Origin of the sequence: Arthrobacter sp. 7Tela_A1 (assembly GCF_049311065.1) — a bacterium.
GTDB lineage: Bacteria > Actinomycetota > Actinomycetes > Actinomycetales > Micrococcaceae > Arthrobacter_B.
In genome coordinates this window covers 29737-53983 of the sequence record NZ_JAXIOO010000009.1, presented here as the reverse complement: position 1 = coordinate 53983, position 24247 = coordinate 29737, and the positions used below count along the sequence as shown (strand labels likewise).

The 24247-nt window shown below is 66.1% G+C and carries 22 protein-coding genes; 19 read left to right on the top strand and 3 right to left on the bottom strand.

Annotation, left to right across the window (positions count from 1 at the left end; genetic code table 11):
- Positions 1-18 precede the first annotated feature (18 nt).
- Entirely contained in the window at positions 19-1401 is a 1383-nt protein-coding gene (locus TVB01_RS05920; RefSeq protein ID WP_422454872.1) for a LysM peptidoglycan-binding domain-containing protein, read from the bottom strand.
- A gap of 223 nt (positions 1402-1624) precedes the next feature.
- Between TVB01_RS05920 and TVB01_RS05915 the strand changes: the two genes are divergently transcribed.
- Complete coding sequence (locus tag TVB01_RS05915; RefSeq protein ID WP_422454871.1) at positions 1625-1978, top strand: Rv2175c family DNA-binding protein; 354 nt, start codon at positions 1625-1627, stop codon at positions 1976-1978.
- A 13-nt stretch (positions 1979-1991) separates the two neighbouring features.
- On the opposite strand, the gene TVB01_RS05910 is transcribed toward TVB01_RS05915, so the two are convergent.
- Positions 1992-3110: a polyprenyl synthetase family protein gene (locus tag TVB01_RS05910; RefSeq protein WP_422454870.1), complete on the bottom strand. Its 1119-nt coding sequence runs from the start codon at positions 3108-3110 to the stop codon at positions 1992-1994.
- A 9-nt stretch (positions 3111-3119) separates the two neighbouring features.
- Positions 3120-3638 (bottom strand): hypothetical protein, encoded by a 519-nt coding sequence (locus tag TVB01_RS05905; RefSeq protein WP_422454868.1) that lies wholly within the window; start codon positions 3636-3638, stop codon positions 3120-3122.
- On the opposite strand from TVB01_RS05905, the gene dinB reads away from it, so the two are divergent.
- The 18 genes from dinB (at position 3637) to TVB01_RS05815 (ending at position 24198) form a co-directional block, all read left to right on the top strand.
- Positions 3637-4956, top strand: coding sequence for a DNA polymerase IV (dinB, locus tag TVB01_RS05900; RefSeq protein ID WP_422454867.1), 1320 nt, complete (start codon positions 3637-3639; stop codon positions 4954-4956). The genes TVB01_RS05905 and dinB overlap by 2 nt on opposite strands.
- A gap of 138 nt (positions 4957-5094) precedes the next feature.
- A complete protein-coding gene (locus TVB01_RS05895) occupies positions 5095-5475 on the top strand; it encodes a DUF3040 domain-containing protein (protein WP_422454866.1) in 381 nt (126 codons plus the stop codon).
- Positions 5476-5750: 275 nt separating this feature from the next.
- Positions 5751-6182 carry a division/cell wall cluster transcriptional repressor MraZ gene (gene mraZ, locus TVB01_RS05890; protein ID WP_422454864.1) on the top strand — a complete coding sequence of 144 codons (432 nt, stop codon included), beginning with the start codon at positions 5751-5753 and terminating at the stop codon, positions 6180-6182.
- A gap of 201 nt (positions 6183-6383) precedes the next feature.
- On the top strand, positions 6384-7382 hold the full coding sequence (gene rsmH, locus TVB01_RS05885) for a 16S rRNA (cytosine(1402)-N(4))-methyltransferase RsmH (protein ID WP_422454862.1): 999 nt from the start codon (positions 6384-6386) through the stop codon (positions 7380-7382).
- Complete coding sequence (locus tag TVB01_RS05880; RefSeq protein WP_422454861.1) at positions 7379-8062, top strand: hypothetical protein; 684 nt, start codon at positions 7379-7381, stop codon at positions 8060-8062. Before rsmH ends, TVB01_RS05880 begins: the two co-directional genes overlap by 4 nt.
- A gap of 27 nt (positions 8063-8089) precedes the next feature.
- Positions 8090-9880, top strand: coding sequence for a peptidoglycan D,D-transpeptidase FtsI family protein (locus TVB01_RS05875; RefSeq protein WP_422454860.1), 1791 nt, complete (start codon positions 8090-8092; stop codon positions 9878-9880).
- A gap of 52 nt (positions 9881-9932) precedes the next feature.
- A complete protein-coding gene (locus TVB01_RS05870; RefSeq protein ID WP_422454964.1) occupies positions 9933-11522 on the top strand; it encodes a UDP-N-acetylmuramoyl-L-alanyl-D-glutamate--2,6-diaminopimelate ligase in 1590 nt (529 codons plus the stop codon).
- Between the two features lie 6 nt (positions 11523-11528).
- Entirely contained in the window at positions 11529-13025 is a 1497-nt protein-coding gene (locus tag TVB01_RS05865; RefSeq protein WP_422454859.1) for a UDP-N-acetylmuramoyl-tripeptide--D-alanyl-D-alanine ligase, read from the top strand.
- Entirely contained in the window at positions 13022-14128 is a 1107-nt protein-coding gene (gene mraY / locus TVB01_RS05860) for a phospho-N-acetylmuramoyl-pentapeptide-transferase (RefSeq protein WP_422454858.1), read from the top strand. Before TVB01_RS05865 ends, mraY begins: the two co-directional genes overlap by 4 nt.
- Positions 14125-15666: a UDP-N-acetylmuramoyl-L-alanine--D-glutamate ligase gene (murD, locus tag TVB01_RS05855; RefSeq protein ID WP_422454856.1), complete on the top strand. Its 1542-nt coding sequence runs from the start codon at positions 14125-14127 to the stop codon at positions 15664-15666. Before mraY ends, murD begins: the two co-directional genes overlap by 4 nt.
- The gene (locus TVB01_RS05850; RefSeq protein ID WP_422454854.1) at positions 15667-17019 is read left to right on the top strand and encodes an FtsW/RodA/SpoVE family cell cycle protein; all 1353 of its coding nucleotides are present in this window, start codon (positions 15667-15669) and stop codon (positions 17017-17019) included.
- On the top strand, positions 17016-18125 hold the full coding sequence (gene murG / locus TVB01_RS05845) for an undecaprenyldiphospho-muramoylpentapeptide beta-N-acetylglucosaminyltransferase (protein WP_422454853.1): 1110 nt from the start codon (positions 17016-17018) through the stop codon (positions 18123-18125). The genes TVB01_RS05850 and murG overlap by 4 nt, the downstream gene beginning before the upstream one ends.
- Entirely contained in the window at positions 18122-19555 is a 1434-nt protein-coding gene (gene murC / locus TVB01_RS05840) for a UDP-N-acetylmuramate--L-alanine ligase (protein ID WP_422454851.1), read from the top strand. The genes murG and murC overlap by 4 nt, the downstream gene beginning before the upstream one ends.
- 46 nt (positions 19556-19601) lie before the next feature.
- Complete coding sequence (locus tag TVB01_RS05835; protein WP_422454850.1) at positions 19602-20672, top strand: cell division protein FtsQ/DivIB; 1071 nt, start codon at positions 19602-19604, stop codon at positions 20670-20672.
- Between the two features lie 213 nt (positions 20673-20885).
- Entirely contained in the window at positions 20886-22052 is a 1167-nt protein-coding gene (gene ftsZ / locus TVB01_RS05830) for a cell division protein FtsZ (RefSeq protein ID WP_227897131.1), read from the top strand.
- A gap of 36 nt (positions 22053-22088) precedes the next feature.
- The gene (locus TVB01_RS05825) at positions 22089-22784 is read left to right on the top strand and encodes a polyphenol oxidase family protein (protein WP_422454848.1); all 696 of its coding nucleotides are present in this window, start codon (positions 22089-22091) and stop codon (positions 22782-22784) included.
- A gap of 28 nt (positions 22785-22812) precedes the next feature.
- Entirely contained in the window at positions 22813-23559 is a 747-nt protein-coding gene (locus TVB01_RS05820) for a YggS family pyridoxal phosphate-dependent enzyme (RefSeq protein ID WP_422454846.1), read from the top strand.
- Positions 23560-23664: 105 nt separating this feature from the next.
- Positions 23665-24198: a cell division protein SepF gene (locus tag TVB01_RS05815; RefSeq protein WP_422454844.1), complete on the top strand. Its 534-nt coding sequence runs from the start codon at positions 23665-23667 to the stop codon at positions 24196-24198.
- Positions 24199-24247: the final 49 nt, after the last annotated feature.

Sequence of the window (24247 nt, the reverse complement as noted above, 5' to 3'; positions counted from 1 at the left end):
CCGCGGTAGCAGCGGAGCCTAGAAAGTGGCCCGGTGCGCCAGCACGGAAGCCACGTAGGCCTTCGTGTCGTTGTACATGCCCTGGGTGGTCACCGAGTACTGGCCCTGGTAATAGGAGGCAATCGCGACCTCAAGGCTGGGGCTGGTGCGGACCAGTGCACGGATGATGGCGACGCCGGCCGTGACGTTGTCCTGCGGGTCCAGCAGGTTCAGCTCCCGTCCCACAAGGTCCGAGGCCCACTCTCCGGAGGACGGAATGACCTGCATCGTCCCGATGGCGTTGGCGGGGGAGACGGCGCGCTGGTCGAATCCTGACTCCTGCAGGGCGAAGGCCTGGGCCAGGGCCGGATCCACGCCCATGGCGCGGGCGGTATCAGCCACCATCTGCTGCATCTCGGCGCGGGAGGGCACAGCAACGCCGATGAGGGCCTGTTTGTTGAGGTTGGCGTTGGCCACAACGTGCTGCGGGTAGGTGTAGTGCAGGAACGTGCTCGGCACCAGGTCGGTCGGAGCCTCCGCCGGTGCGGCGGGGGTGGCCAGGGTGGTGACGCCTGATCCGGAACCGAGGGCGATGTTCTGGCCGGGCCGGATGACGGAGGTCATGCTCAGGTTGTTTGCCTCCAGCACGGATTTCAGTGACACACCGTGCTTGGCCGCAATGGCTCCGAGGGTGTCGCCGGGGACAACGGTGTAGCTTCCGGCGGCTGCAGGGGCAGCGGCCGGAGCATCTGCGGGTGCCGGTGCTGCGGGCGCGCTCGAGGCCGTGGTGACCGGGGCCCCGGAGTCGGAACCGACGGTGAGTTCCTGTCCCGGGTGGATGATCGAGGTCATGCCCAGGTTGTTTTGCTGCAGCACCGATGCCAGCGAGACGCCGTGTTTGGCGGCGATAGCGCTGAGTGTGTCGCCCGCAGCCACGGTGTAGGTGCCGGTGGCCTTAGCAGGTGCTGCGGAGGGAGCGGCAGGGGCTTCCGGGGCCTTCGCGGATCCGGTGAGGACCAGTTCCTTGCCGGCATAGATGATCGAGCTCAACTGCAGGTTGTTGATACGCAGGAGCTCATTCATATCCAGCCCGTAACGGGCGGCAATGGAACTGACAGTGTCACCGGGCATGATCCGGTGCTTCTCCGGGACCGCTGACTCAGCCGCAACAGTGGCGGGGACCTGGGCGGCAAGCTGGGCTGCGGGAATGGACACGCCCGCTGTGATGTTCTTCTTGGCCTGCAGCGGCATCTGGGGGAACAGCGCTTTAGCCGGAGCCTGGGGTGCTGCATCGGCGGGCTCGGCAAGGGCGAGGGAAGACATCATGACGGCAGGAATCGCTGCCGTAGTGACAGCGACGCTCAGTTTGCGGGGCATGCCCGCGGCGGCGGAACGCACCCGCGGTTTGGGCTGCACGGTCATAACGTGTTGTTTCCTCATCTGTAAGCGGTGCGGCCTCTACCGCAATCCGTGTGACAAAAAACAAGTAGAGATACGAGTGTTGCACATGTGAATAGTGTGACCAATGAGAATTTACACGAGAATGTGCGTTCTGCAATACCTAGTAGCAACTTCGGGGCCGCTGGTGTCCCTGCCTGCGCTGCCGACTGGCTTGGCCCGTGTAATACGTGGCAATGTTGTGAACGTGAATGAACTCGAGGAACTGGTTTCCGACTGGCTGACCCTGCCCGATGTGGCTGAACAATTGGATCTGACAATCAGCAAGGTGCACAGCCTGCTGGAAGAACGCGCGCTCCTGGCCGTGAGGCTCGGGGAGCGGAAGATACGCAGCGTGCCTGCCGCTTTTATTAACGACGGTGCAATCCTTGAGAGCCTCAAGGGGACGATTTCGGTCCTCACTGACGCCGGATTTACGGATGAGGAAATGATCCGCTGGCTCTTTACGGCGGACGAAACCCTGCCGGGCCGGCCGGTCGATGCCTTGAAGGAAGGGCGCAAGACCGAGATCCGGCGCCGCGCCCAGGCACTGGCCTGGTAGCAGGAAGCTTGGCCTAGGCCGTCCTGGTGACGGCTGCATGCGCCAGCGAGCCCAGCGCCGAGCGGGTCGTTTCATCCACTGCCAGTTTGGCCAGTGTGGTGAAGGCCTGCTCGGTATGCTCGGCGATCAGCGCCTCCGTCGTGGCCAGCGCGCCGCTGTCCGCAATCACCCCGCGAAGCGACGCTACGGCGTCGTCATCGAGGTCGGGCCGCCCCAGGCCAGCCGTGATCTCCTGCCGTGCAGCTGGAGAGCCCAAGCTCAGCGCATAAGCGATCAGCACGGTGCGCTTGCCTTCGCGCAGGTCATCGCCGGCAGGCTTCCCCGTCAGTGCCGGATCCCCGAACACCCCCAGCACGTCGTCGCGCAGCTGGAAGGCTTCTCCCAGGGGAAGCGAGAAATCGGAATAGGACGCCAAGAGCTCATCGGATGCTCCTGCCAGTGCTCCTCCAATGGCCAGCGGGTGTTCGATGCTGTACTTCGCCGACTTGTAGCGCAGGATATTCCGGGCCCGTACTACGGCGCGCTCGGGCTCATGTCCGGGACCAACTACTTCTTCCAGGATGTCCAGGTACTGTCCCGCCATGACTTCGGTACGCATACGGTTGAACACCGCCCGTGCCCGCGTGTCATAGCCGGCACGCGCGCCCACCGAGGTGAAGGCCTCTTCGCTGAGGGACAGGCAGAGGTCCCCGGCAAGGATCGCTGCCGAGGAACCGAAGTGCGTCCCGTCCAGGAACCAGGCTGCCTCCGCATGCCGGTTGCTGAAATGGCGGTGGACGCTCGGTGCCCCGCGGCGGGTATCCGATCGGTCAATAATGTCGTCATGGATCAACGCGGCGCTCTGGAAAAGCTCCAGTGCGACGCCGGCACGAACCGGGGCAGGACCAAGTGCTTCGCCTCCGGCGCCCCGCCACCCCCAGTAGTTCAGCAGTGCCCGGAGCCGCTTGCCGCCCTGGGCCAGGGCATGGACTGCACCGAGCAGGGGAACTGATTCTTCCGAGACTTCCAGCAGGACCTCCCGCTGCCGGGCCAGGAAATCCTCCAGGTCGGCGGAGAGGCGTGCCCGGTAGCTTGCCTGTTCCCGGGCAGCCGGGTCCGCGTCCGGTGCTGCGTTCACGGGGGCCTGGCTCATGATGCTGTCCTACTCTGCAGTGGCGGGAAGCACGTTGGCCCCGACGGTGTAGACGGTTTCTCCGTCACGCGTCACGACGGACACATTGACGGTTTCGGTTTCTTCTCCGGTGGTGCGGGCCAGGTCCTTGGTGGGCGTTGAATCCACGGACTCGCCTTCGAGTGCGGTGAACCCCTTCGCCTCGAAGTGGGCAACGTAGAAGGAGATGATCTCCTCCGGGGTTGCCGTCGACGTCGCCGTGAGCGAGGCCGTCAGGAGCTCGCTGTCTTCGGCAAAGCTCGACGCCGTGGCTTCGGAGCCCGCGTAAAGCGGAAGAAGGGCTTCGGGGAAGCCTTCCGCAATGGCTGAAGTCTCGGATGGTGTGGCAGTGGGTGGCACCGTCGTGGCCGGCGCAGCGGGGGAGGACGAAGTGCTTGGGCTCTGCGTTGCCGAGGGTGTGGATCCCGGCGGTGTTCCGTCTCCGGAACCGCATCCGGCGACAGCCGCCACAACGGCAGCACTGCAGGCGAGGGCAAGGAGTTTCTTCATGAGAATCCGCATCGACGAAGGGTCAGGGCCTGTTTCCAGTCTAGGTGACCACCAAGGAGGCGCCTGTGGTGTCTACGATGAAGACGTGGGAACAGAGCCGGAAGCAGTGGAGGCGCACCGCGACTGCACCATCATGCACGTGGACATGGATGCCTTCTACGTGTCCGTCGAGCTGCTCCGGCGCCCGGACCTCGTCGGCGTTCCGGTCATCGTCGGCGGTCTCGGCGGACGGTCGGTGGTGCTCTCGGCTTCCTATGAGGCCAGACGGTACGGGGTGCGGTCCGCCATGCCCATGGCCACGGCCCGCCGCCTGTGTCCCCAGGCGGAGATCCTCGAGCCGCACCAGGATGTCTACCGCCGCGTTTCCGGGCGGCTGATGGAGATCTTCGAGTCCATCACCCCGCTGGTCGAACCCCTGAGCGTCGACGAGGCCTTCCTGGACATCGCCGGTTCCATGCGGCGTCTCGGACCGCCGCGCACGATCGGAGAACTCATCAGGACACGAGTCCGCACGGAACTTGGCATCACGGCAAGCGTAGGGATCGCCTCGACAAAATTCGTTGCCAAGATCGCTTCCACCCGGTCCAAGCCGGACGGCCTGCTGCTGGTTCCGAGGGACGGGACCATTTCATTCCTCCATGCCCTCGACGTGTCAGCGCTGTGGGGAGTCGGCGCCAAGACCCGGGAAGCGCTGGCCCGGGTGGGCATTTCGACCGTGGCCGACGTCGCGAACACGCCGCCGGCAGTCCTCCAGCGTTTGCTGGGGGCAACGGGCCGACACGTCCATGAGCTGTCCTGGGGGCGCGACCCCCGCGCAGTGACTCCCGTCCGCGTGGAGAAAAGCATCGGCGCCGAAGAGACATTCGCGACCGACGTCGAGGACGACGAGGCACTGGAAACCGAACTCCTGAGGCTGGCGCACCGCACTGCCACCCGGATGCGCAGTGCCGGCCTGCAGTGCCGCTCCGTGTCGCTGAAGCTGCGCTACGCGGATTTCTCCACGCTCACCCGTACCCGCACGCTTGCCGAACCGGTTGACAGTGCACAGCTTCTCTACGAAGCGGTCCGCGGCCTGCTTGCCGGGCTGGGACGGCGTCCCATGAGCGTCCGCCTGGTGGGGTTGAGGGCTGAGCACCTGGAGTCTGCCGAAGGCGCGGCGCAGCAATTGACCCTGGATGGCAGGGACGACAACTGGCGCTCCGCGGAAGACGCCCTGGACAGGATCAACCGGCGCTTTGGAACCGGCGGCATCATGCCCGCACGGCTGCTGCGGCCGGAGAACCAGGAGACCAGGCGTACCGGGGACAAGCATGCGTAGGGGCGGCTTTCCCCCGGCCCGAATGCAACCTATCCTTGTCCTAAGTGCAGATCAGCGTCGAAACCTCCGCGGGAACTACCACCACGGCGGGTTCGTTGCTTGGTTTACAGGGCACATTTGGATCCCAAGGAGACAGTAATGGCACTCTCAGAACACGAGCAGCGCTTGCTTGACCAGCTGGAACAGCAATTACACGCCGAAGACCCGAAATTCGCCAACTCCATGGCGTCATCGGGTGGCCGTGGAGTATCGACCCGGCGCATCGTGCTGGGCGCGCTCGTGGCAGTCGCGGGAATAGCAGTACTGATCCTCGGGATATCGCTGCAGAGTCCGTTCAACATCCTGGTCGGCATTCTCGGGTTTATCGTCATGGGTGCCGGTATGTACTACGCGACCACCAAGGGTAAAAAGGCCGAGACGCCGGTTCCCGCAGGAAGAAAAGAACGAGAAGCTGCTCCGCGCGGCTTCATGAGCAATCTTGAGAACAAATGGGACGAGCGCAAGCGGGACCAGCCCTAGGGGCCCACTTTCCTCCCCACGGTTCCCCAGGGACCGGAAAAGACCCGCTGAGTCGGGTCTTTTTTTGTGTCCTGGGTCCGGCTGGCCGCCGATTCCCTCCACCGGGCCTCCCTGCCCGGCATCCCTCGGTCCTGCGGGGAACACGGGGCGCGACGCGCCCAAAAACGTTATCGAATTGCGTTGACTGTGGAGGGAAGTGGAGTAAAGTGGGGGGCGTAAGAGGGTAGGGGCAGTGCAGGAGGGGACAATCTCCCGAATCGGACAGGTGGTGGCTGGTGTTCCTCGGAACTCATTCACCGCGCCTGGACGAGAAGGGCAGGCTTATCCTTCCCGCCAAGTTCCGCGACGAACTGGCCGACGGGCTGGTTCTGACGCGGGGCCAGGAACGCTGTATCTACGTCTTCAGCCAGAAAGAGTTCGAAAAGGTCCACGAGCAGATGAGGCAGGCACCCCTGTCTTCACGCCAGGCCCGTGACTACATTCGCGTCTTCCTGTCTGGAGCCTCAGATGAAGTTCCGGATAAGCAGGGACGGGTCACCATTCCGCCGGCTCTGCGCTCCTATGCCGGGCTCGGTCGTGAACTCGCCGTCATTGGCGCTGGCACCCGGGCCGAGATCTGGGACGCCGCGGCATGGCAGGAGTACCTGGAGGAGAAGGAAAACGCATTCTCGGAAACGGATGAAGACGCGTTCCCCGGAATCCTCTAACCGTTGCAAGCAGGAAAATAAGTACAGCAGCACCAAGGAAGACACACCGGGAAGCCGGCGGGATCTTGAACGAGACCTCCAGCCGCCCCGCGAAGTCCTCCTGGCTCACCTTCCCCGGAGCCAGGCTGACAACGTGAGGCGCGGATGGGGATCTGGTCCAAGAACCCGCCGCATCCTGCCAGCAGCGGAAGGAGAGACCACATGACTGAAGAACGACCCACAGAAGACCGGCATATCCCGGTCCTGCGTGACCGCTGCATTAACCTCCTGGCTCCCGCCATCGAAGCGGCGGAAGCCGCGGGCCGCACCGCCGTCGTCGTGGATGCCACCTTGGGTATGGGCGGACACACCGAGTCCATGCTGGAACGCTTCCCCGCGCTCCATGTCATCGGCATTGACCGCGACCAGCAGGCCCTTGCCCTGGCAGGGGAGCGGCTTGCCGCCTACGAGGACCGCACTGACCTGGTCCACGCGGTCTATGACGAAGTTGCCGATGTTGTCGAGGACCTCGGCTTCGCTTCAATCGACGGCGCGCTGTTTGACCTCGGCGTCTCTTCCATGCAGCTTGACGAGCGCGACCGCGGATTTGCCTATTCCTATGACGCGCCGCTGGACATGCGGATGGACACCAGCCGCGGCCGCACTGCTGCGGAGATCGTCAATACTTACAGCGAGGCGGAACTGGTCTCGATCATCCGCCGCTGGGGCGAGGAAAAGTTTGCGGGACGCATCGCGTCGGCCATCGTTGCAGCGCGGACCAAGCAGCCGTTCGCCACGACCGGAGAACTGGTCGAGGCGATCCGCTCCGTCGTCCCCGCTGCGGCAGCGCGCACCGGCGGGCATCCTGCCAAGCGCACTTTCCAGGCGCTGCGCATCGAGGTCAACGAGGAACTTGACGTGCTTGAACGCGCCATCCCGTCTGCGTTGTCCGTCCTGGGCGTTGGCGGGCGCATCGTCGTGATGTCCTACCACTCGCTGGAGGACCGGATTGTCAAAGACATCTTCGCGGCAGGCTCACGGTCCTCAGCCCCCAAGGGATTCCCCGTCGAGCTTGAAGAGCACAAGGCCCAGCTGAAACGGCTGACCAAGGGGACAGAAGTTCCCACCGAGCAGGAAATCGCTGAAAACCCGCGTGCGGCTTCAGCCAAGCTGCGGGCAGTTGAACGGATTCGCGCAACCATGGATGGGGCACGGTCATGACCGAACGCACAGGCCGGCGCCGCCCGGCCATGCCGCTGCAGGCGGTCCAGGGCAACCTGGCACGGAATCTCCAGGGGGAGGCTCCGCGTCCGGAAGCCCCCGCTCCCCGCCGCCGCACTCCGCTGGCACTGGTGCCGGCCGCAGCCCGCCGCCGGCGCATTCCGGTAGCTGCGCTGTGCTTTGCCGCGCTGGCCGTGGGCCTGGCGGCCGTGCTGGTGCTGAACATTTCCGTTTCCAGCGGCCAGTACCAGCTGGTGCAGCTGCAGAACCAGCGCACCGAACTCCTGCAGAAGAACGAGGCACTGACCCAGCAGGTCGAGAACCACATGGCACCCCAGGTGCTGGCGGCCGCCGCGTCGGATCTCGGCATGGTCGTTTCCCCCTCGTTCGGTACGATCGACCTGCAGACGCTGGCAGTGACCGGAAAACCTGAACCTGCGAAGGACGGCGCCAAGCCCGAGTCGCTGCTGGGCCTGCCGCAGGTGCTGACCCAGCCGGTGGCACCGGCCCAGCCTGCTGCGGCCGAACCGGCAGAGAATGTCCGGGCGGCCGAGGAGAAAGCGGACAGTGCCCCTGCCGCAGCTGAGACCGCCGAGGAAGCGGTCACGGCTCCGGCGCCCGTGGAAGAAGACCTGAACGGCGGCACCATACCGGCGCCAAGCCAGAGAAGCGGCCAGTAGACCGATTACCACCTACGAGGAAACGTTGTGGCAAAAGCAAAGACTCCGGCCCCGGAGGACCACAGGGTGTCCCTCGTCAGCCGGCGGCTCCGTGCCGGCATGATTATCGCGCTGTCTCTGCTCCTGGTCCTCGGCGTCCGCCTCTTCCAGGTCCAGGCCGTGGATCCCGGGGGAATGGCCGACGCTGCCGTCGCCAACCGCCTGGTAACCGTCGGCGTTCCGGCCCTTCGCGGCGGGATCCTCGACGCGAACGGCAATTACCTGGCACGCAGCGTCGAGCGCTTCGACATAGTGGTGGACCAGCGGCTTTCCCTTGCCTACGACGAGGAGGAGTACCAGCGCCGGACCCCTGAAGGGGAATGGGAGGACGTCACCTTCGACGAAGCGTTCCGCGAACTCTCCGCCATCCTCGGCCAGGACGCAGCTACCCTGCGGGGTTCGATCCTGGGCGAGAAGGGATTCAACTTCGTTGCCAAGACCGTGACCCCCGAAGTGCGGGACAAAGTACTCGCGGTCAAGTTCCCGGGTGTCTACGCTGACCGGACCACCCTGAGGACTTACCCCTCCGGTGCTGTCGCAGGATCGATCGTGGGCTTCCTCGGCACGGAAGGCCCCCAGGAGGGGCTGGAGCTCACCCAGGACGAGATCCTGGCAGGCAAAGCCGGGAGCAAGACCTATGAAATCGGCGGCGACGGCATCAGGATTCCCTACGCAACCCATGAGGACGAACCTGTCCAGGACGGCGAGTCGATCAAGCTCACCATCGACCAGGACCTGCAGTGGTTCTCCCAGCAGGCCATTGCCGCCCAGGTCAGGGACTACAACGCGGACTGGGGCAACGTCGTCGTGGTGGAAGTCGAGACCGGCAATGTGATCGCCATGGCCGAATCCACCACCGTCGATCCGAACAACCCGGGCGCCACGGAGGCCGAGTCCCGCAAGGCCCGGTCCGTGACGGACTTCTTCGAACCGGGTTCCACGACCAAGGTCATCACGATGGCAGCTGCCATCGAAGAGGGCCTTATCACCCCCACCTCGCAGTTCAGGATCGACTCCACGTACACGATCGACGGCCAGACCTTCAAAGATGCCTTCGACCACGGAACGCTGCAGATGACTGCCGCCGGCGTTCTGGCGAAGTCCATGAACACGGGAACCGTCATGGTCGGGCAGCAGCTCACACCGCAGCAGCGTTATGACTGGCTGCGCAAGTTCGGGATCGGCACCGCGCTGAATACCGGGCTCAACGGCGAGACGCCGGGCCTGCTGCCGGAGCCGGAGAACTGGGACACCCGCCAGCAGTACACCGTCCTGTTTGGGCAGGGCCTGACCCAGACGGCGCTGCACACGGCAATGGTCTACCAGACCATTGCCAACGACGGCGTCCGGCTGCCGCCGCGTTTGGTGGATTCGCGGATCGACGCCGACGGCGTGGAACATCCTGTGGAACGAGGCACCGGAACCCGCGTGGTCTCCAAGAAGACTGCCGCCGAGGTCCAGCGCATGCTGGAGACCGTCACGGTGGAAGGCTCCGGTGCCTCCGGCGCGCTGGAGAAGTACCGGGTGGGTGCCAAGACCGGAACGGCAGAGGCTCCCGGGCCCAACGGAGGTTACGACGGCTACACGGTCTCCTATGCTGGAATTGCACCAATGGATGACCCGAAGTACGTCGCGGTGGTAACCCTGCAGCGGCCCAAGGGCGACCTTTTCTACATTGAACCCGGCAAGACTTTCCAGAAGGTCATGGAACAGGTCCTGACAACCAACAACGTCGCTCCCTCCACCGGGGAGCCGGATATCTACCCCATCGAGTACTAAAAGCTGGAGCAGTGCAGTGCCACAAAGCAAAATTCAGCGCGCCGGAAACGGCATGCGCCCTGAGCGGGTCAGCCCGGTCACCCTGGGCGATGCCGCGGCAGCGCTTCCCCCGGGTGCGCCGGCCATCACGGCTGCGCCCGGAACGGGCACTGAGGCCTGGGGCACCAAGGTCACCGGGATCAGCATCAATTCCCGCGAGGTTGCCCCGGGGGACCTCTACCTCGCCCTGCCCGGTGCCCGCCACCACGGCGCGGCGTTCGCCTCGAACGCTGCCGAAGCCGGCGCCGCTGCCGTCCTGACGGACCCCGCCGGGCTGTCCCAGCTGGGGGAGCACGGTCTGCCGGTCTTCGTGGCTGAGGATATCCGGCGGCTGGTCGGCCCGCTGTCCGCGGCGGTGTTCAACAGCCAGCCCCGGGACGGATCGGCACCGGTGCTCTTCGGTGTCACCGGAACCAACGGCAAGACCACTACCACCTACTTCATTAACTCGCTGCTGAAGGCACTCGGCCAGACAACCGGCCTGATCGGAACCATCGAGATCCTGGCCGGAGGCGAAGCCATCCCCAGCGTCCTGACTACGCCGGAGTCCCCGCAGGTCCATGGCCTGCTGGCCCTGATGCGTGAGCGGAAGCTGGATGCGGCCGCCATGGAGGTCTCCTCCCACGCCATTTCCTACCGCAGGGTGGACGGCGTGGTTTTCGACGTCGCCGGCTTCACCAACCTCACCCAGGACCATCTGGACCTTCACGGGTCCATGGAGGACTACTTCGACGCCAAAGCCGCCCTCTTCCATGCCGACCGGTGCCGGCGAGCCGTGGTCACTGTCGACGACGGCTGGGGCCGCCAGATGGCGGCCGCCGCGGGGGAGCGGGCCGTGACCCTGCTGACCACCGGCGAAACCGGCAGCGCCGACTGGCAGGTTCGCGGGATAACCCGCCAGGGCCTGGGACATGCCTTCGACCTGGTGCCGGCAGAGGGCAAGCCGCTGCGGGTCCGGACCGGGCTGCCCGGTGCCTTTAACGTTTCCAACGCCGCGCTGGCGCTGACCATGGTCCTCCAGACCGGAATCCCGGCCGAGACGATGCAGCGTGTGCTGGATGAGCATGATCCGTTCACCGTTGAAGTTCCCGGGCGCATGCAGCTCATCAGCGAAGCCCCGGCAGCCATTGTGGACTTCGCGCACAACCCTGACGCGCTCTCGCGCACCCTGGAGTCCGTGCGGCGCCCCCAGGGGCGCGTGATCGTGGTCTTTGGTGCCACCGGCGAACGCGACCAGACCAAACGCCCCCTGATGGGTGCCATAGCCGCCCGCCTGGCCGACGTGGTGATAGTCACGGATGACGACCCCCACGACGAGGATGAAGCTGCTATTCGGGCAGACGTCCTGCGCGGTGCGCGCGGTGCAGCGCAGACCGGCCTGAACGGGTGTGAAGTGCTGGAAGTGGCACCGCGTGCAGCTGCCATTGCCCGCGCCGTGGAGCTTGCCCGCCCGGAAGACACCGTCCTGGTGGCTGGCCGCGGCCACGAGGTCTGGCAGGAAGTCAAGGGAGTCAACCTGGCCCTGGATGACAGGGTGGAACTGCGCACTGCACTGGAAACTGCCGGATTCACGGTGCTTTCCGGGGACGGGGTAGAGTCCTAATTCGTCATGATTGAACTTAATGCAGCCGAAATTGCGGCAATCACGGGCGGTGAGCTGGTGGGAGCCGCAGCGGCCGACCCTTCCATTCCAGTGACATCAGCCACGACGGACTCCCGCGAAGCGGCATCCGGATCGCTGTTCATTGCCAAGCCCGGAGAGTTCTCCGACGGACACCTGTTTGTGGGCCGGGCGTTTGAGTCCGGCGCCTCGCTGGCACTGACGGAACGTCCGGTGACTGACGACGGCGGCACTGTCTATCCCGCCGTCGTCGTACCCGATGCAGTGCTCGCCATGGGCGCCCTTGCCGCCGAAATCGTCCGGCGGCTGCGCGCCGACGGACCGCTCACGGTCATCGGCGTCACCGGCTCGGCCGGCAAGACCACCACAAAGGACCTGCTCGCCGGCCTGCTCTCGGCACACGGCGAGACCGTGGCTCCCGTGGGATCCTACAACGGCGAGGTCGGCGTTCCGCTGACCATTTTCTCGGCCGGGTACGGTACTCGCTACCTCGTTGTGGAGATGGGCGCCACCGGCGTCGGGCACATCACCTACCTGGCGGATATGGTCCGCCCGGACATCGGCGTCGTGCTCTGCGTGGGCAGTGCCCACGCCGGCGAGTTCGGCGGGGTGGAGAACATCGCCCGCGCCAAGGGTGAACTGGCAGAGGCTGTGCCTCCCGGCGGAACAGTCGTGCTCAACGGCGACGACATCCGCGTTGCTGCCATGGATCAGCGCACGACAGCCGACGTCCTGCTCTTCACTTCTTCCACCGACACGCTTCCCGGGGGCCACAGGGAACTGCGTGCGGTAGACGCTGAAACCGATTCACAGGGCCGCCCGGTCTTCACCCTGCGCTTTCCGAACGGTGAGGAACACCGGGTTGAATCAGGCCTGATCGGTGCGCACCACACGGCCAACCTGCTTGCCGCTGCCGGCGCTGCTTTTGCCGCCGGGATCGCGCCGGCGGAGATTGCCGCCGGGCTGTCCGGGCAAAAGGCTGCCAGCCGCTGGCGGATGGAACGCACTGACCGGCCCGACGGCGTCACGGTGATCAACGACGCCTACAACGCCAACCCGGAGTCCATGCGCGCGGCACTGCGCACGCTGGCCGAACTGGGCCAGGGACACCGCACCTGGGCTGTCCTCGGTGAAATGCTCGAACTTGGTGCCGACTCGGTGACCGAACACGACGCGATCGGCCGCTACGTCGTCCGCCTGAACATCTCCAAACTGATCGTTGTTGGAACCGGTGCCCGTGCCCTGCACACCGGCGCCGTCATGGAGGGGTCGTGGGGCGACGAATCGCAGTTCGTCCAGACTCCCGAAGAAGCGCAGGCCATTCTCGAAGCGTCGCTCCAACCAGGCGACGTCGTCCTCTTTAAGTCTTCCAACGGAGCCGGACTGCGGTTCCTCGGAGATCGGATTGCCTTGAAAACCCCACTCGAAGCTGCTGCCGCCACGGAGCCGTCCGCCGAGAACGCAACGCGGGGTGAGGGCAAGTGATTTCCCTCCTGATCGGGTCATCCCTGGGGCTTGTCCTGGCTTTTGCCGGAACCCCGCTTTTCATCCGTTTCCTCGTCCGCAAGGGCTATGGACAATTCGTCCGTGACGACGGCCCGACGTCGCACCACACCAAGCGCGGTACGCCCACCATGGGCGGTGCGGTGATCGTTGCCTCGGTCGTGGCCTCCTACTTCATCACCCATCTCATCAGCAATGCCATCAACCCCACAGGTTTCGGCCCGTCGGCGTCCGGCCTGCTGGTGCTCTTCCTGATGGTGGGAATGGGCCTGGTCGGCTTCATTGACGACTACACCAAGATTTCCCGCCAGCGTTCCCTGGGCCTGAACGCCAAAGCCAAGATCACGCTGCAGGGACTGGTGGGCGTGGTCTTCGCCGTCCTGGCACTGCAGTTCCCCGATGAGGGCGGCCTCACCCCGGCGTCGACGAACATTTCCTTTGTCCGGGACACTGCGCTGGACCTGGCTTTCGCCGGAACGGTCATCGGCGCGATCCTCTTTGTCCTCTGGTCCAGCGTGATCATCACCGGTGCCACCAACGGCGTGAACCTGGCGGACGGGCTGGACGGGCTTGCTGCCGGTGCCTCGGTGCTGGTGTTCGGTGCCTACTTCCTCATTGGCATCTGGCAGTCCAACCAGAGCTGCTTTGGCGCCGCGGCTGACAGCGGTGTCTGCTATGAGGTCCGTGACCCGCTGGATCTGGCGCTCCTGGCCGGTGCCCTGGTCGGAGCCCTCATCGGGTTCCTCTGGTGGAACACCTCTCCGGCGAAGATCTTCATGGGCGACACCGGGTCCCTGGCCCTGGGCGGCGCCATCGCAGCCTTCGCCATCCTCTCCCGGACCGAACTGCTGCTGGTGATCCTGGCGGGCCTGTTCGTCATCATCTCCGCCTCAGTCATCATCCAGGTCGGATACTTCAAGCTCAGCGGCGGCAAGCGGGTGTTCAAGATGGCACCGCTCCAGCACCACTTCGAACTCAAGGGCTGGGCTGAGGTGACCGTGGTGGTCCGGTTCTGGATCATCGGCGGGCTCTGCGTTGCCCTTGCCCTTGGACTCTTCTACGCCGATTGGGTGGCCGGACAATGAGCGGTACCTACACTGACACCCCGCGGCTGGCGTCCCTGACCACGTGGGACTCGGACTGGCGCGGCCTCCGCGTGGTCGTCACCGGAATCGGACTTTCCGGGTTCTCCGCTGCCGACACCCTCATCGAGCTCGGTGCCCGGGTAGTCGTGGTGGACGGCCAGGATTCGGAAGAGACCCGCGGCAAGGCCGATACCCTGAGAATCGTCGGGGCAGCCTCGGTCCTCCTGGGCGCCGACGCGGCTGCCGCACTGCCTCTGGTTGACGGCGAGCAGGCCGAACTCGTGGTGACGTCACCCGGGTTCAGCCCGGAGCATCCCGTCCTGGCGCAGGCCGCCGCAGCGGGCATCCCCATCTGGGGCGACGTCGAACTGGCCTGGCGGGTCCGGATCCGCGAAGGCCGGCCCACCGCACCCTGGCTGGCCATCACCGGGACCAACGGGAAAACGACCACAGTGTCCATGACCGAAAGCATGCTCCTGGCTGCCGGTCTCCGGGCGATAGCCGCCGGCAACGTCGGGACGCCGATCCTGGATGCGATCCGTGACCCGCAGGGTTGGGACGTCATCGCCGTCGAACTCTCCAGCTTCCAGCTGCACTGGACCCACACCATGTCACCCCTGGCCAGTGTGTGCCTGAACATCGCCGAGGACCACGTGGACTGGCATGGCGGCTATGACGGGTACCGCGCTGCCAAGGCCAAAGTCTACGAGAACACGCAGGTAGCCTGCATCTACAACGCCGAACAGGCCGAGACCGAACACATGGTCGAGGAAGCGGAGGTGGTGGAAGGCTGCCGTGCCATTGGCTTCACCACCGGCATGCCGGCCATCAGCATGGTCGGCATCGTCGAAGGTCTGCTCGTGGACCGCGCGTTCATCGAACAGCGCCGCGACTCCGCCGCCGAGCTGGCCTCCCTCGATGACCTGGGCGACCGCGCACCGCGGCACCTGGCCGCCAACGCCCTCGCGGCAGCGGCACTGGTGCGTGCCTTCGGCGTGGAGCCCGTCGCCGTGCGGGACGGTCTGCGCAACTATGCTCCGGGCGGGCACCGGATCGAGCCCGTCGCCAAGCTGAACGACATCCTCTGGGTCAACGATTCCAAGGCCACGAACCCGCATGCGGCAGCAGCTTCGCTGGCTGCCTTCCCGTCCGTGGTCTGGATTGCCGGCGGACTGTCCAAGGGAGTCACCTATGACGATCTGGTGCAGGCCCACGCGCGGCGGCTGCGCGCCGTCGTACTCATCGGAACCGATTCCAGCGAGCTGCGCGGCGCATTGGCCCGACACGCCCCGGATGTCCCGGTAATCGAGGCAGCGGCGGCGGACACTGGAGGGGAATTCCCGTCCACGGGCGAAGCGGTCATGGTGCAAGCCGTCACGGCCGCGGCGGCTGCGGCGGAGCCCGGGGACACCGTCCTGATGGCGCCGGCGTCGGCGTCAATGGACCAGTTCCGCTCCTACGCCCACCGGGGCGAGGCATTTATCGAAGCTGTCCGCGGATACGTGGAAGGGCAGGCGCAGACCACCGAGGAGCCGTAGATGGTGACCACGCCCACGGGCAAGGCGCGAAAGCCGACAGCGCGGAAGCGCCCGGCGGGAGCAGGCGCCCAGAGAGCCGCGGCCGGGACGCCTGGAGCGCGCAGCGGGGGACAGGCAGCACCAAAGGCGTCTCCCGCCGGGCAGAAGCCGGGGAAATCCTCCCCGGGCGGCCTGAGGCTTCGGGAACGCTGGGAAGCCTTCATGGTCCTGCTCGAGGGCAGCGGTTCCCAAGCGACCGGATCCAGCTATTACATGATCCTCGGCTCAACCCTGGGGCTCACCGTCATCGGACTGATGATGGTCCTTTCTGCCTCTTCGGTGGAAGCCATAGCGAATGCGGCAGGATCCGGAGCGAACGTCGCAACCACTTTCGACCTGTTCGCCAAGCAGCTGGGCTTCGCGGCCCTCGGTGTCTTCGCCATGATCCTTTTCTCAAAGTTCGGACCGCGTTTTTACCGCGTCATGGCGTGGCCGGCACTGATCCTGGCCGTATTCCTGCTGGTGCTGGTGCTGATCATCGGTGAGGAAGTGAACGGCAACAAGAACTGGCTGACCTTCGGCCCGGTCACCGGTCAGCCGTCGGAAGCCGCGAAGCTTGCCATGGCCATGTGGCTGGCGATGGTCCTCGCCCGCAAGAAGGGCCTCATTGCCAGGCCCCTCCACGCGCTGGTCCCGGCAGTGCCCGGAGCCGGAATCCTGATCGTCCTGGTGTTGCTGGGGCACGACCTCGGTACCGTGATCATCATGGGCCTGATCATGCTCGCGGCCCTCTTCTTTGCCGGCGTCCGCCTGAAGATCCTGTTCCTGATTGGTGCCGCCGCCGGCATGCTGGCAGCCGTGATGTCCGCGTTCAGCGGCAACCGCACCAGCCGCATCAGCGCGTGGCTGCAGCTGGACTGCTCCGGCGGGCTCTGCGACCAGGCCAACGCCGGCATGTATGCCCTTGCATCCGGTGGCTGGCTGGGGCTGGGCATCGGCCAGAGCCGGCAGAAATGGAACTGGATTCCCGAGGCCCACAACGACTTCATCTTCGCCATCATCGGCGAGGAGTTCGGGCTGCTCGGCACGCTGGTGGTGCTCGTTCTTTTCGGTATCCTTGCAGTGGCCACCGTGCGCGTCACCATGCGCCATACCCAGCCGTTCATCCGAATAGTCTGCGGCTGCATCCTGGTGTGGATCATCGGCCAGGCTGCCGTGAACATCGCCATGGTCACCGGCCTGCTTCCGGTGATCGGGGTGCCGCTTCCCTTCATTTCCTACGGCGGATCCTCCCTGACGTTCACGCTGGCCGCCGTCGGCGTCCTCTTGTCCTTTGCCCGCACCATCCCTGAAAGCGAACCCGCAGCTACATGACGCAGTCCCCACTTTCCGCAGTCCTCGCCGGAGGCGGCACGGCCGGGCACATCAGCCCGCTGCTGGCGATCGCCGACGCCGTTCGGCGGGAACGTCCCGATGCCCGCATCAAAGTCGTGGGAACCTCCGCCGGCATGGAGACACGCCTGGTGCCGGCGGCCGGTTATGACCTCGCGGTGATCGACCGGGTACCCATGCCGCGCAGGCCCAGCGGTGACTTGGCGAGGCTTCCGGCACGGCTGGCACGCGCCGTACGGCAGGCGGGCGACATCCTGGACGAGGCGGAGGCCGACGTCGTCGTGGGCGTTGGCGGATACGTCTCCACACCGGTGTACCTGGCCGCACGGAAACGCAAGACTCCGATCGTTGTGCACGAAGCGAACGCACGGCCCGGCCTGGCGAACCGTGTTGGTGCCCGGAACGCCGCAGTGGTGGGCGTTGCCTTCGAAGAGACCAAGCTCCCCGGAGCCCGCTGGGTCGGCATGCCGATGCGCCGGGAAATCTCCCAGCTGGACCGCGCAGCTTCCCGGTCTTCCGCCCGTGCGGCCCTGGGCCTGGAGCAGGACCTGCCCACCCTCGTCGTCACAGGAGGCTCCTCCGGTGCCGCCAGCATCAATGCCGCAGTGACGGCGGCCCTGCCTGTCCTCGCCGCAGCCGGTATCCAGACGCTGCACGTGACCGGAAGGGGCAAGGCCGCCGCTGACGCTGAAGGCAAGTCGCTGACCGCTCCGCTCTACCGCCAGGTGGAGTATGTGGACGGCATGGAACAGGCGTATGCGGCGGCGGACCTGCTGCTGGCGCGTTCCGGTGCCGGGACAGTCAGCGAGATTGCGGCCGTGGGGCTTCCGGCCGTGCTGGTGCCGCTGCCGCACGGCAACGGCGAACAGGCGCTCAATGCAGCGGGCCTGGTCCAGGCCGGGGGAGCGCTGCTGGTGCGGGATTCCCTCTTCACCCCCGAATGGATTGCCGGAAACGTTGTTCCGCTGCTGCAGGACACCTCGGCACTGCAGCAGATGGCTGAAGCCTCGGCGGCCCGGGGGATCCGGGACGCAGACGCACAAATGGCCGCCCTGATCCTTGAGGCAGCGGAACGGAACGAAGCATGAGCACAGAACTCACGGCCCTTGGCAGGGTCCACTTCATTGGACTCGGCGGCGCGGGCATGTCAGCGGTTGCGCGGGTGATGATTGGCCGGGGTGTCCGGGTCTCCGGCTCCGATGCCCGTGACTCGGCCGGACTCCGCGCACTCGAAGCCCTGGGTGCCAGGGTCTCCGTGGGGCACGACGCCGCCAACGTGCAGGACGTGGACACCGTGGTCATCTCCACGGCGATCCGCCCCGACAACCCCGAACTCGCGGCCGCGGAATCCGCCGGCCTGAGGATCATCCACCGTTCCGTGGCCCTGGCCGCAGCGATGGGCGGCCAGGACCTCGTGGCGGTGGCGGGAACGCACGGCAAGACCACGACGACGGCGATGATTACCGTGGCCCTGCGCGAGGCGGGCCTGGATCCTTCCTTCGCGATCGGCGGGGACGTCGCTGCCCTTGGCGTCAACGCCGAAGCCGGCTCCGGGAGCGTCTTCGTTGCGGAGGCTGACGAGTCGGACGGGTCCTTCCTGAACTACTCGCCGCGGATCAGCGTGGTGACGAACGTCGAAGCCGACCACCTGGACCACTACGGCACGGCCGAGGCTGTCTTTGCCAGCTTCGACAGCTTTGTGGACCTGCTCCCGGACCAGGGGCTCCTGGTGGCCTGCGCCGACGACCAGGGCGCGAGGGACCTGCTGCAGCGCAGCTCCCCGGCGCGGGCACGCACCTACGGTTACGCAGCGGATGCCGATGTCCGTATTTCAAACACGCAGGCTGAGGGCCGCAGCACCACCAGCGTGCTGCATTTCCGCCATGACTGCCGCGACCAGGAACAGGTCCTCCGGCTGCAGGTGCCCGGGCGGCACAACATACTGAACGCCGCTGCGGCGTTTGCCGTTGCGGTGGAACTGGGTGTCCCGCCGGAGACCGCCGTGCAGGGCCTGGCCACGTTTTCCGGCGCTGCCCGCCGCTTTGAAGCCAAGGGCTCTGCGCGCGGCGTCCGTGTCTTTGACGATTACGCACATCATCCGACCGAGGTGGCCGCCGCCCTCCAGGCAGCACGCGCCGTGGCCGGGGAACATGCGGTCCACGTCCTCTTCCAGCCGCATCTGTTCAGCCGCACCAGGAATTTCGCGGCCGAGTTTGCCTCCGCACTGGACCGGGCGGACTCCGTCACCGTCCTGGACATCTACCCCGCCCGGGAAGACCCCATTCCAGGCGTGACCAGCGAACTGATCACCGAGAGGCTCCGGGTTCCCGGAATGGCGGCACCGGACGCCCTGGCCGCTGTCCGGAGCATCGCCGCCCGCGCCGCGGAAGGCGACATCATCCTCACGGTTGGTGCCGGTGACGTCACCCAGTACGGACCCGTCATCGTCGAGGCGCTGGCGGCGGCAGGAACGGGTCCTGCTGCCGGCGGCCCGGAGAGCGGTCCGGATGCCGGGTAGGAAGCCGCGGCAACCGACCCCTGCGGCCGGCCGGACACGCCGGTCCGTGGCCGGGTCAGCCGACGGTGCAGGCGCTGCCGAGGCCGCTTCCGGTTCATCCGGTGCTGCTCAGTCCGGAGCGGACGGCTCCCGCGAACGGACGCCCAAGGCGGCCGGGACCTCCGCGGCGAATTCTGCCAAGGTGCAGGTGCTTCCAGCTGAAGGTGCGAGGGTCCACGAGCTGCGTCCGGAGACCTGGCCGGCCGGAGCTCCTACCAGCGATTCCGTGATCTCCGCGACCCGGGAGGCCCCGGGGACGTGGGACAGCACACCGGAGAGCACTGCGCGCAGCGAAAAGCACCGTGCCGGTTCTTCTTCCGCGGACAGCATCTCCGCTGCAAGGATTCCAGACACAGATGCAAGCATCCTCGCGTTCCCCGAGCCCCCTGCCCGCCGCAGGCGGCGCTATGTGCTCGCCGGTGCCGCAACCGCCGTCGTCCTGCTGGGAGCACTGTTCGCCGTGCTGTTCTTCTCGCCGGCCCTTGCCCTGAAGAACCTCCAGGTGGAGGGAAACTCACTGCTCAGCTCAGAAGAAGCCCAAAGGGCGCTCTCGCCACTGATGGGCAAACCGCTGACCCTGATCTCCGACGCCGATGCCGCAGAGCTCCTTGCCGACCGTCCCGAGGTGGAAAGCGTGGAGGTCGCGGCGGTGCCGCCGTCGGACCTTCTGGTGACCGTCAGGGAACGGACGCCCGTCGCCGTCCTGCAGAGTGGGCGCGAGTTCCTGCTCATCGACGAATCCGGCCGGCAGCTGGCTGCCGTAGGGGAGCGCGGAGCCGTGGCGCTGCCCCTGATCGACGGCGGCACCGAGGCAGTGAACAGCGACGTCTTTCCCACGGTGGCCGCAGTACTGGCTGCCCTGCCGCCCAACGTGCTGGCCCTGCTTGACCATGCGTCGGCGGAAACCGTGGATTCCGTTGAACTGAAGCTCGCGAACGGCCAGACGGTATTCTGGGGGAGCGCCGAAGCCAGTGTGGCCAAAGCCAGGGCACTGGAAGCCCTGCTGCTGATACCGCCCGCGGATCCGCCGGTCACGGTGTTCGACGTCAGTACACCCAACCGTCCGGTCACACGATGACGCTCTCGGACAATTCACAGCAAGATTCTCACCGACACGCGCGGGACGGTAATTGCGGAAGCTACCGCCGCCCCATAGCGTCGGGAGTAGAGCATTACTTGACATAACTATAACCCTCAACTCGAGGGTTAAGGTTGTTCGGTTGAAGGTTTGGCCGGGGAAGTCCCGGCCGCTTGGATCAGTTGCACAGATTTCGAACAAGGGACACAGGACGTGGCAGCACCGCAGAATTACTTGGCCGTCATCAAGGTCGTCGGCATCGGCGGCGGCGGCGTGAATGCCGTCAACCGAATGATCGACGTTGGACTCCGCGGAGTCGAGTTCATCGCCATCAACACGGACGCCCAGGCGCTCCTGATGAGCGACGCCGATGTGAAGCTCGACGTCGGCCGGGAACTGACCCGCGGCCTGGGTGCCGGTGCTGATCCCGAGGTTGGCCGCAAGGCTGCCGAGGACCACGCCGAGGAAATCGAAGAGGTGCTCCGCGGTGCGGACATGGTCTTCGTGACCGCAGGTGAGGGCGGCGGTACAGGCACCGGCGGCGCTCCCGTGGTAGCCCGCATTGCACGTTCCCTCGGCGCCCTGACTATCGGTGTTGTCACCCGTCCGTTCACCTTCGAGGGCCGTCGCCGGTCCAACCAGGCTGAGTCCGGCATCGATACGCTGCGCGATGAAGTCGACACGCTGATCGTCATCCCGAACGACCGCCTGCTCTCCATCAGTGACCGCAACGTCTCCATGCTGGACGCCTTCCGATCCGCCGACCAGGTGCTCCTCTCGGGTGTGCAGGGCATCACCGACCTGATCACCACCCCGGGCCTGATCAACCTCGACTTCGCCGACGTGAAGTCCGTCATGCAGGGTGCAGGCTCGGCGCTCATGGGCATCGGCTCCGCCCGCGGCGAAGACCGGGCCGTCAAGGCAGCCGAGCTGGCTATCGCCTCTCCGCTGCTGGAAGCCTCGATCGACGGCGCCCACGGCGTGCTGCTGTCCATTCAGGGCGGTTCGGACCTGGGATTGTTCGAGATCAACGAGGCTGCCCGCCTCGTGCAGGAAGTGGCCCACCCCGAGGCCAACATCATCTTCGGTGCCGTCATTGATGATGCGCTGGGTGACGAGGCCCGCGTCACCGTCATTGCAGCAGGGTTCGACCAGGTGGACGTCACGTCGCAGCCGGTGTCGGCCAAGCCGGCCGAACAGCCCTCCGCCCCCGCCGCTGCAGTTGCCGCCGGTGTCGGAAACTCGGCCTGGGCCCAGCGCCCGCAGGCCTCCGACGTCCCGGCGGACGCAGGGTTCGACATCGACCTTCCTGCCGTCGTGGAGCCCGACCTCAGTGCCGGACGCCAGGATGACCTGGATGTTCCGGATTTCCTGAAGTAAGACTTCCAGCGGTACCGGCGCGGGGTTGGCTGAGCGGTGTTTTGGTGGGAAGGGCGCGGCCCCGGCGGGCTGCGGGTAGCCTTCACTGACACGGCGGCAGGCAACCTCGCGCTTCACGTTGGCGACGATCCGGTGGCGGTGCTGGCCCGCCGGCGGGCCCTGGAGGAACACATGGGTGTCCGTCCGGCCGGCCTGCAGTTCATGAAGCAGGTGCACTCGGCGACCGTGGCCAGTGTTCCGGATCCCGCGGCGCCGGACCGAGTCCCCACAGCGGATGCGCTGCTGAGCGCAGACGGGTCCACGCCCCTGGCCGTGATGGTTGCCGACTGCCTGCCCGTACTTTTCGCCGGCTCCGCCCCCGGCGGGAAGCTGGTTACGGCCGCTGCACACGCAGGGCGCCGCGGTTTGCTGGACGGGATCCTCCTCAATACGGTCCACGCCCTGCGGGAAGCCGGAGCCGTTGATATCTCGGCCTGGATTGGTCCAGGCGTGTGCGGCCGGTGCTACGAAGTTCCGGCCTCCATGCTTGCCGAGGCAGCCCACCTGCCCGGCGCAGTCTCCCGCACCAGCTGGGGAACCCCGGCGCTGGACCTGCCGGCGGCCGCGGCGGCACAGCTGGCCGGCCTCTCAGTGGACACCGAGCGGGTGGCCGGATGCACCATGGAGGAGAAGGATCTCTTCTCCCACCGCAGGGATGCGCCTACGGGCCGCTTTGCCGGCGTCATCTGGTAAGTCCCTTTCTCCGCAACACAAGGAAGTCATGAGCAGTACATCCCCCGACCGGGCCCTCGAGCTGGAGCAGCGCCTCACCGCCGTGAAAGCCCGGATTTCCGACGCCGCCGCATCGGCCGGGCGGCCGGCTCCCCAGCTGATTGTGGTCACCAAATACTTCCCCGCCTCAGACGTTGCGGCGCTCTGGGACCTTGGCGTCCGGGACGTCGGGGAGAACAAGGCGCAGGAGGCGGAGGCCAAGGCGGCCGAGTGCGCGTGCGCCGGCCTGAACTGGCACTTCATCGGACAGCTGCAGACCAACAAGGCCAAGTCAGTGGCCAGGTATGCCCACGCCGTGCATTCAGTGGACCGTCCGGGACTCGTATCAGCCCTGGCCAAGGCAATGGCGGGGGAAAACCTGCGCCGGGCGGAAGCCGGAGGGCCAGGGCGCGGCCCGCTGGAATGCTTTGTGCAGCTCGATCTCCGCTCCGAAGCTGACGCCGCGCCGGGCAGGGGAGGGGCAAAACCGGCGGAACTGCTTGCCCTGGCAGACGCAGTCGCGCAGCATCGTGAGCTGCGGCTGGCCGGGGTCATGGCGGTCGCACCCCTGGGAGAAGACCCCGGGGCCGCCTTCGCCCGCCTGCAGGAGCTGTCCCGGCTGCTGGTCTCGCGCTATCCCGGCGCGGACGCAATCTCCGCAGGCATGAGCCAGGACCTTGAAGCGGCAGTGCAGCACGGCGCGACACACCTGCGGATTGGTTCAGATGTTCTCGGTCCCCGCCCTGCCGTGCGGTAGCGTCAAACATGGCAGGTTCCAGCATGCGGGACCGGCGACACTGGCAGGGGCAACTCAATGCCAACACTGGATAACGCGGGACGCTGAAGGACTGAAGGAGCAACCATGGCTGGCGCAATGCGCAGGACGATGATCTACCTTGGGCTCGCCGATGGCGATGAGCTGTACGAGGACGAGCAGAAGCCCGTGCGCGAGAACCCTGCCAGGGATGAAGAGTACGCGCCGGAGAACGAGCGGAGCGACCGCGAGCCGGCCGCCCAGTCGCAGCCGGTCCGTTCCACCGCGGTAGAGGAATACCGTGCTCCCGTGACACCCATCAAGCGTGCCCCCTCATCGGCAAAGGAAGACGTGGCAGGCTTGCGGCAGATCACTACCGTCCATCCCCGTTCCTACAATGACGCCAAGATCATCGGCGAGAGCTTCCGTGATGGAATCCCGGTGATCATGAACGTCACCGACATGGGAGAGTCCGACGCGAAGCGCCTCGTAGACTTCTCTGCGGGACTCGTCTTCGGTTTGCGCGGTACGATCGAAAGGGTGACCAACAAGGTCTTCCTGCTCTCGCCGTCCTACGTCGAGGTGCTGGGAGACGACAAGAAGGTCAGCGAGTCCCAGTCCACCTTCTTCAACCAGAGCTAACCGCCGTCCCTGTCCCGGGGACCGTGCGGGCAGTCCTGAACCTACGGCG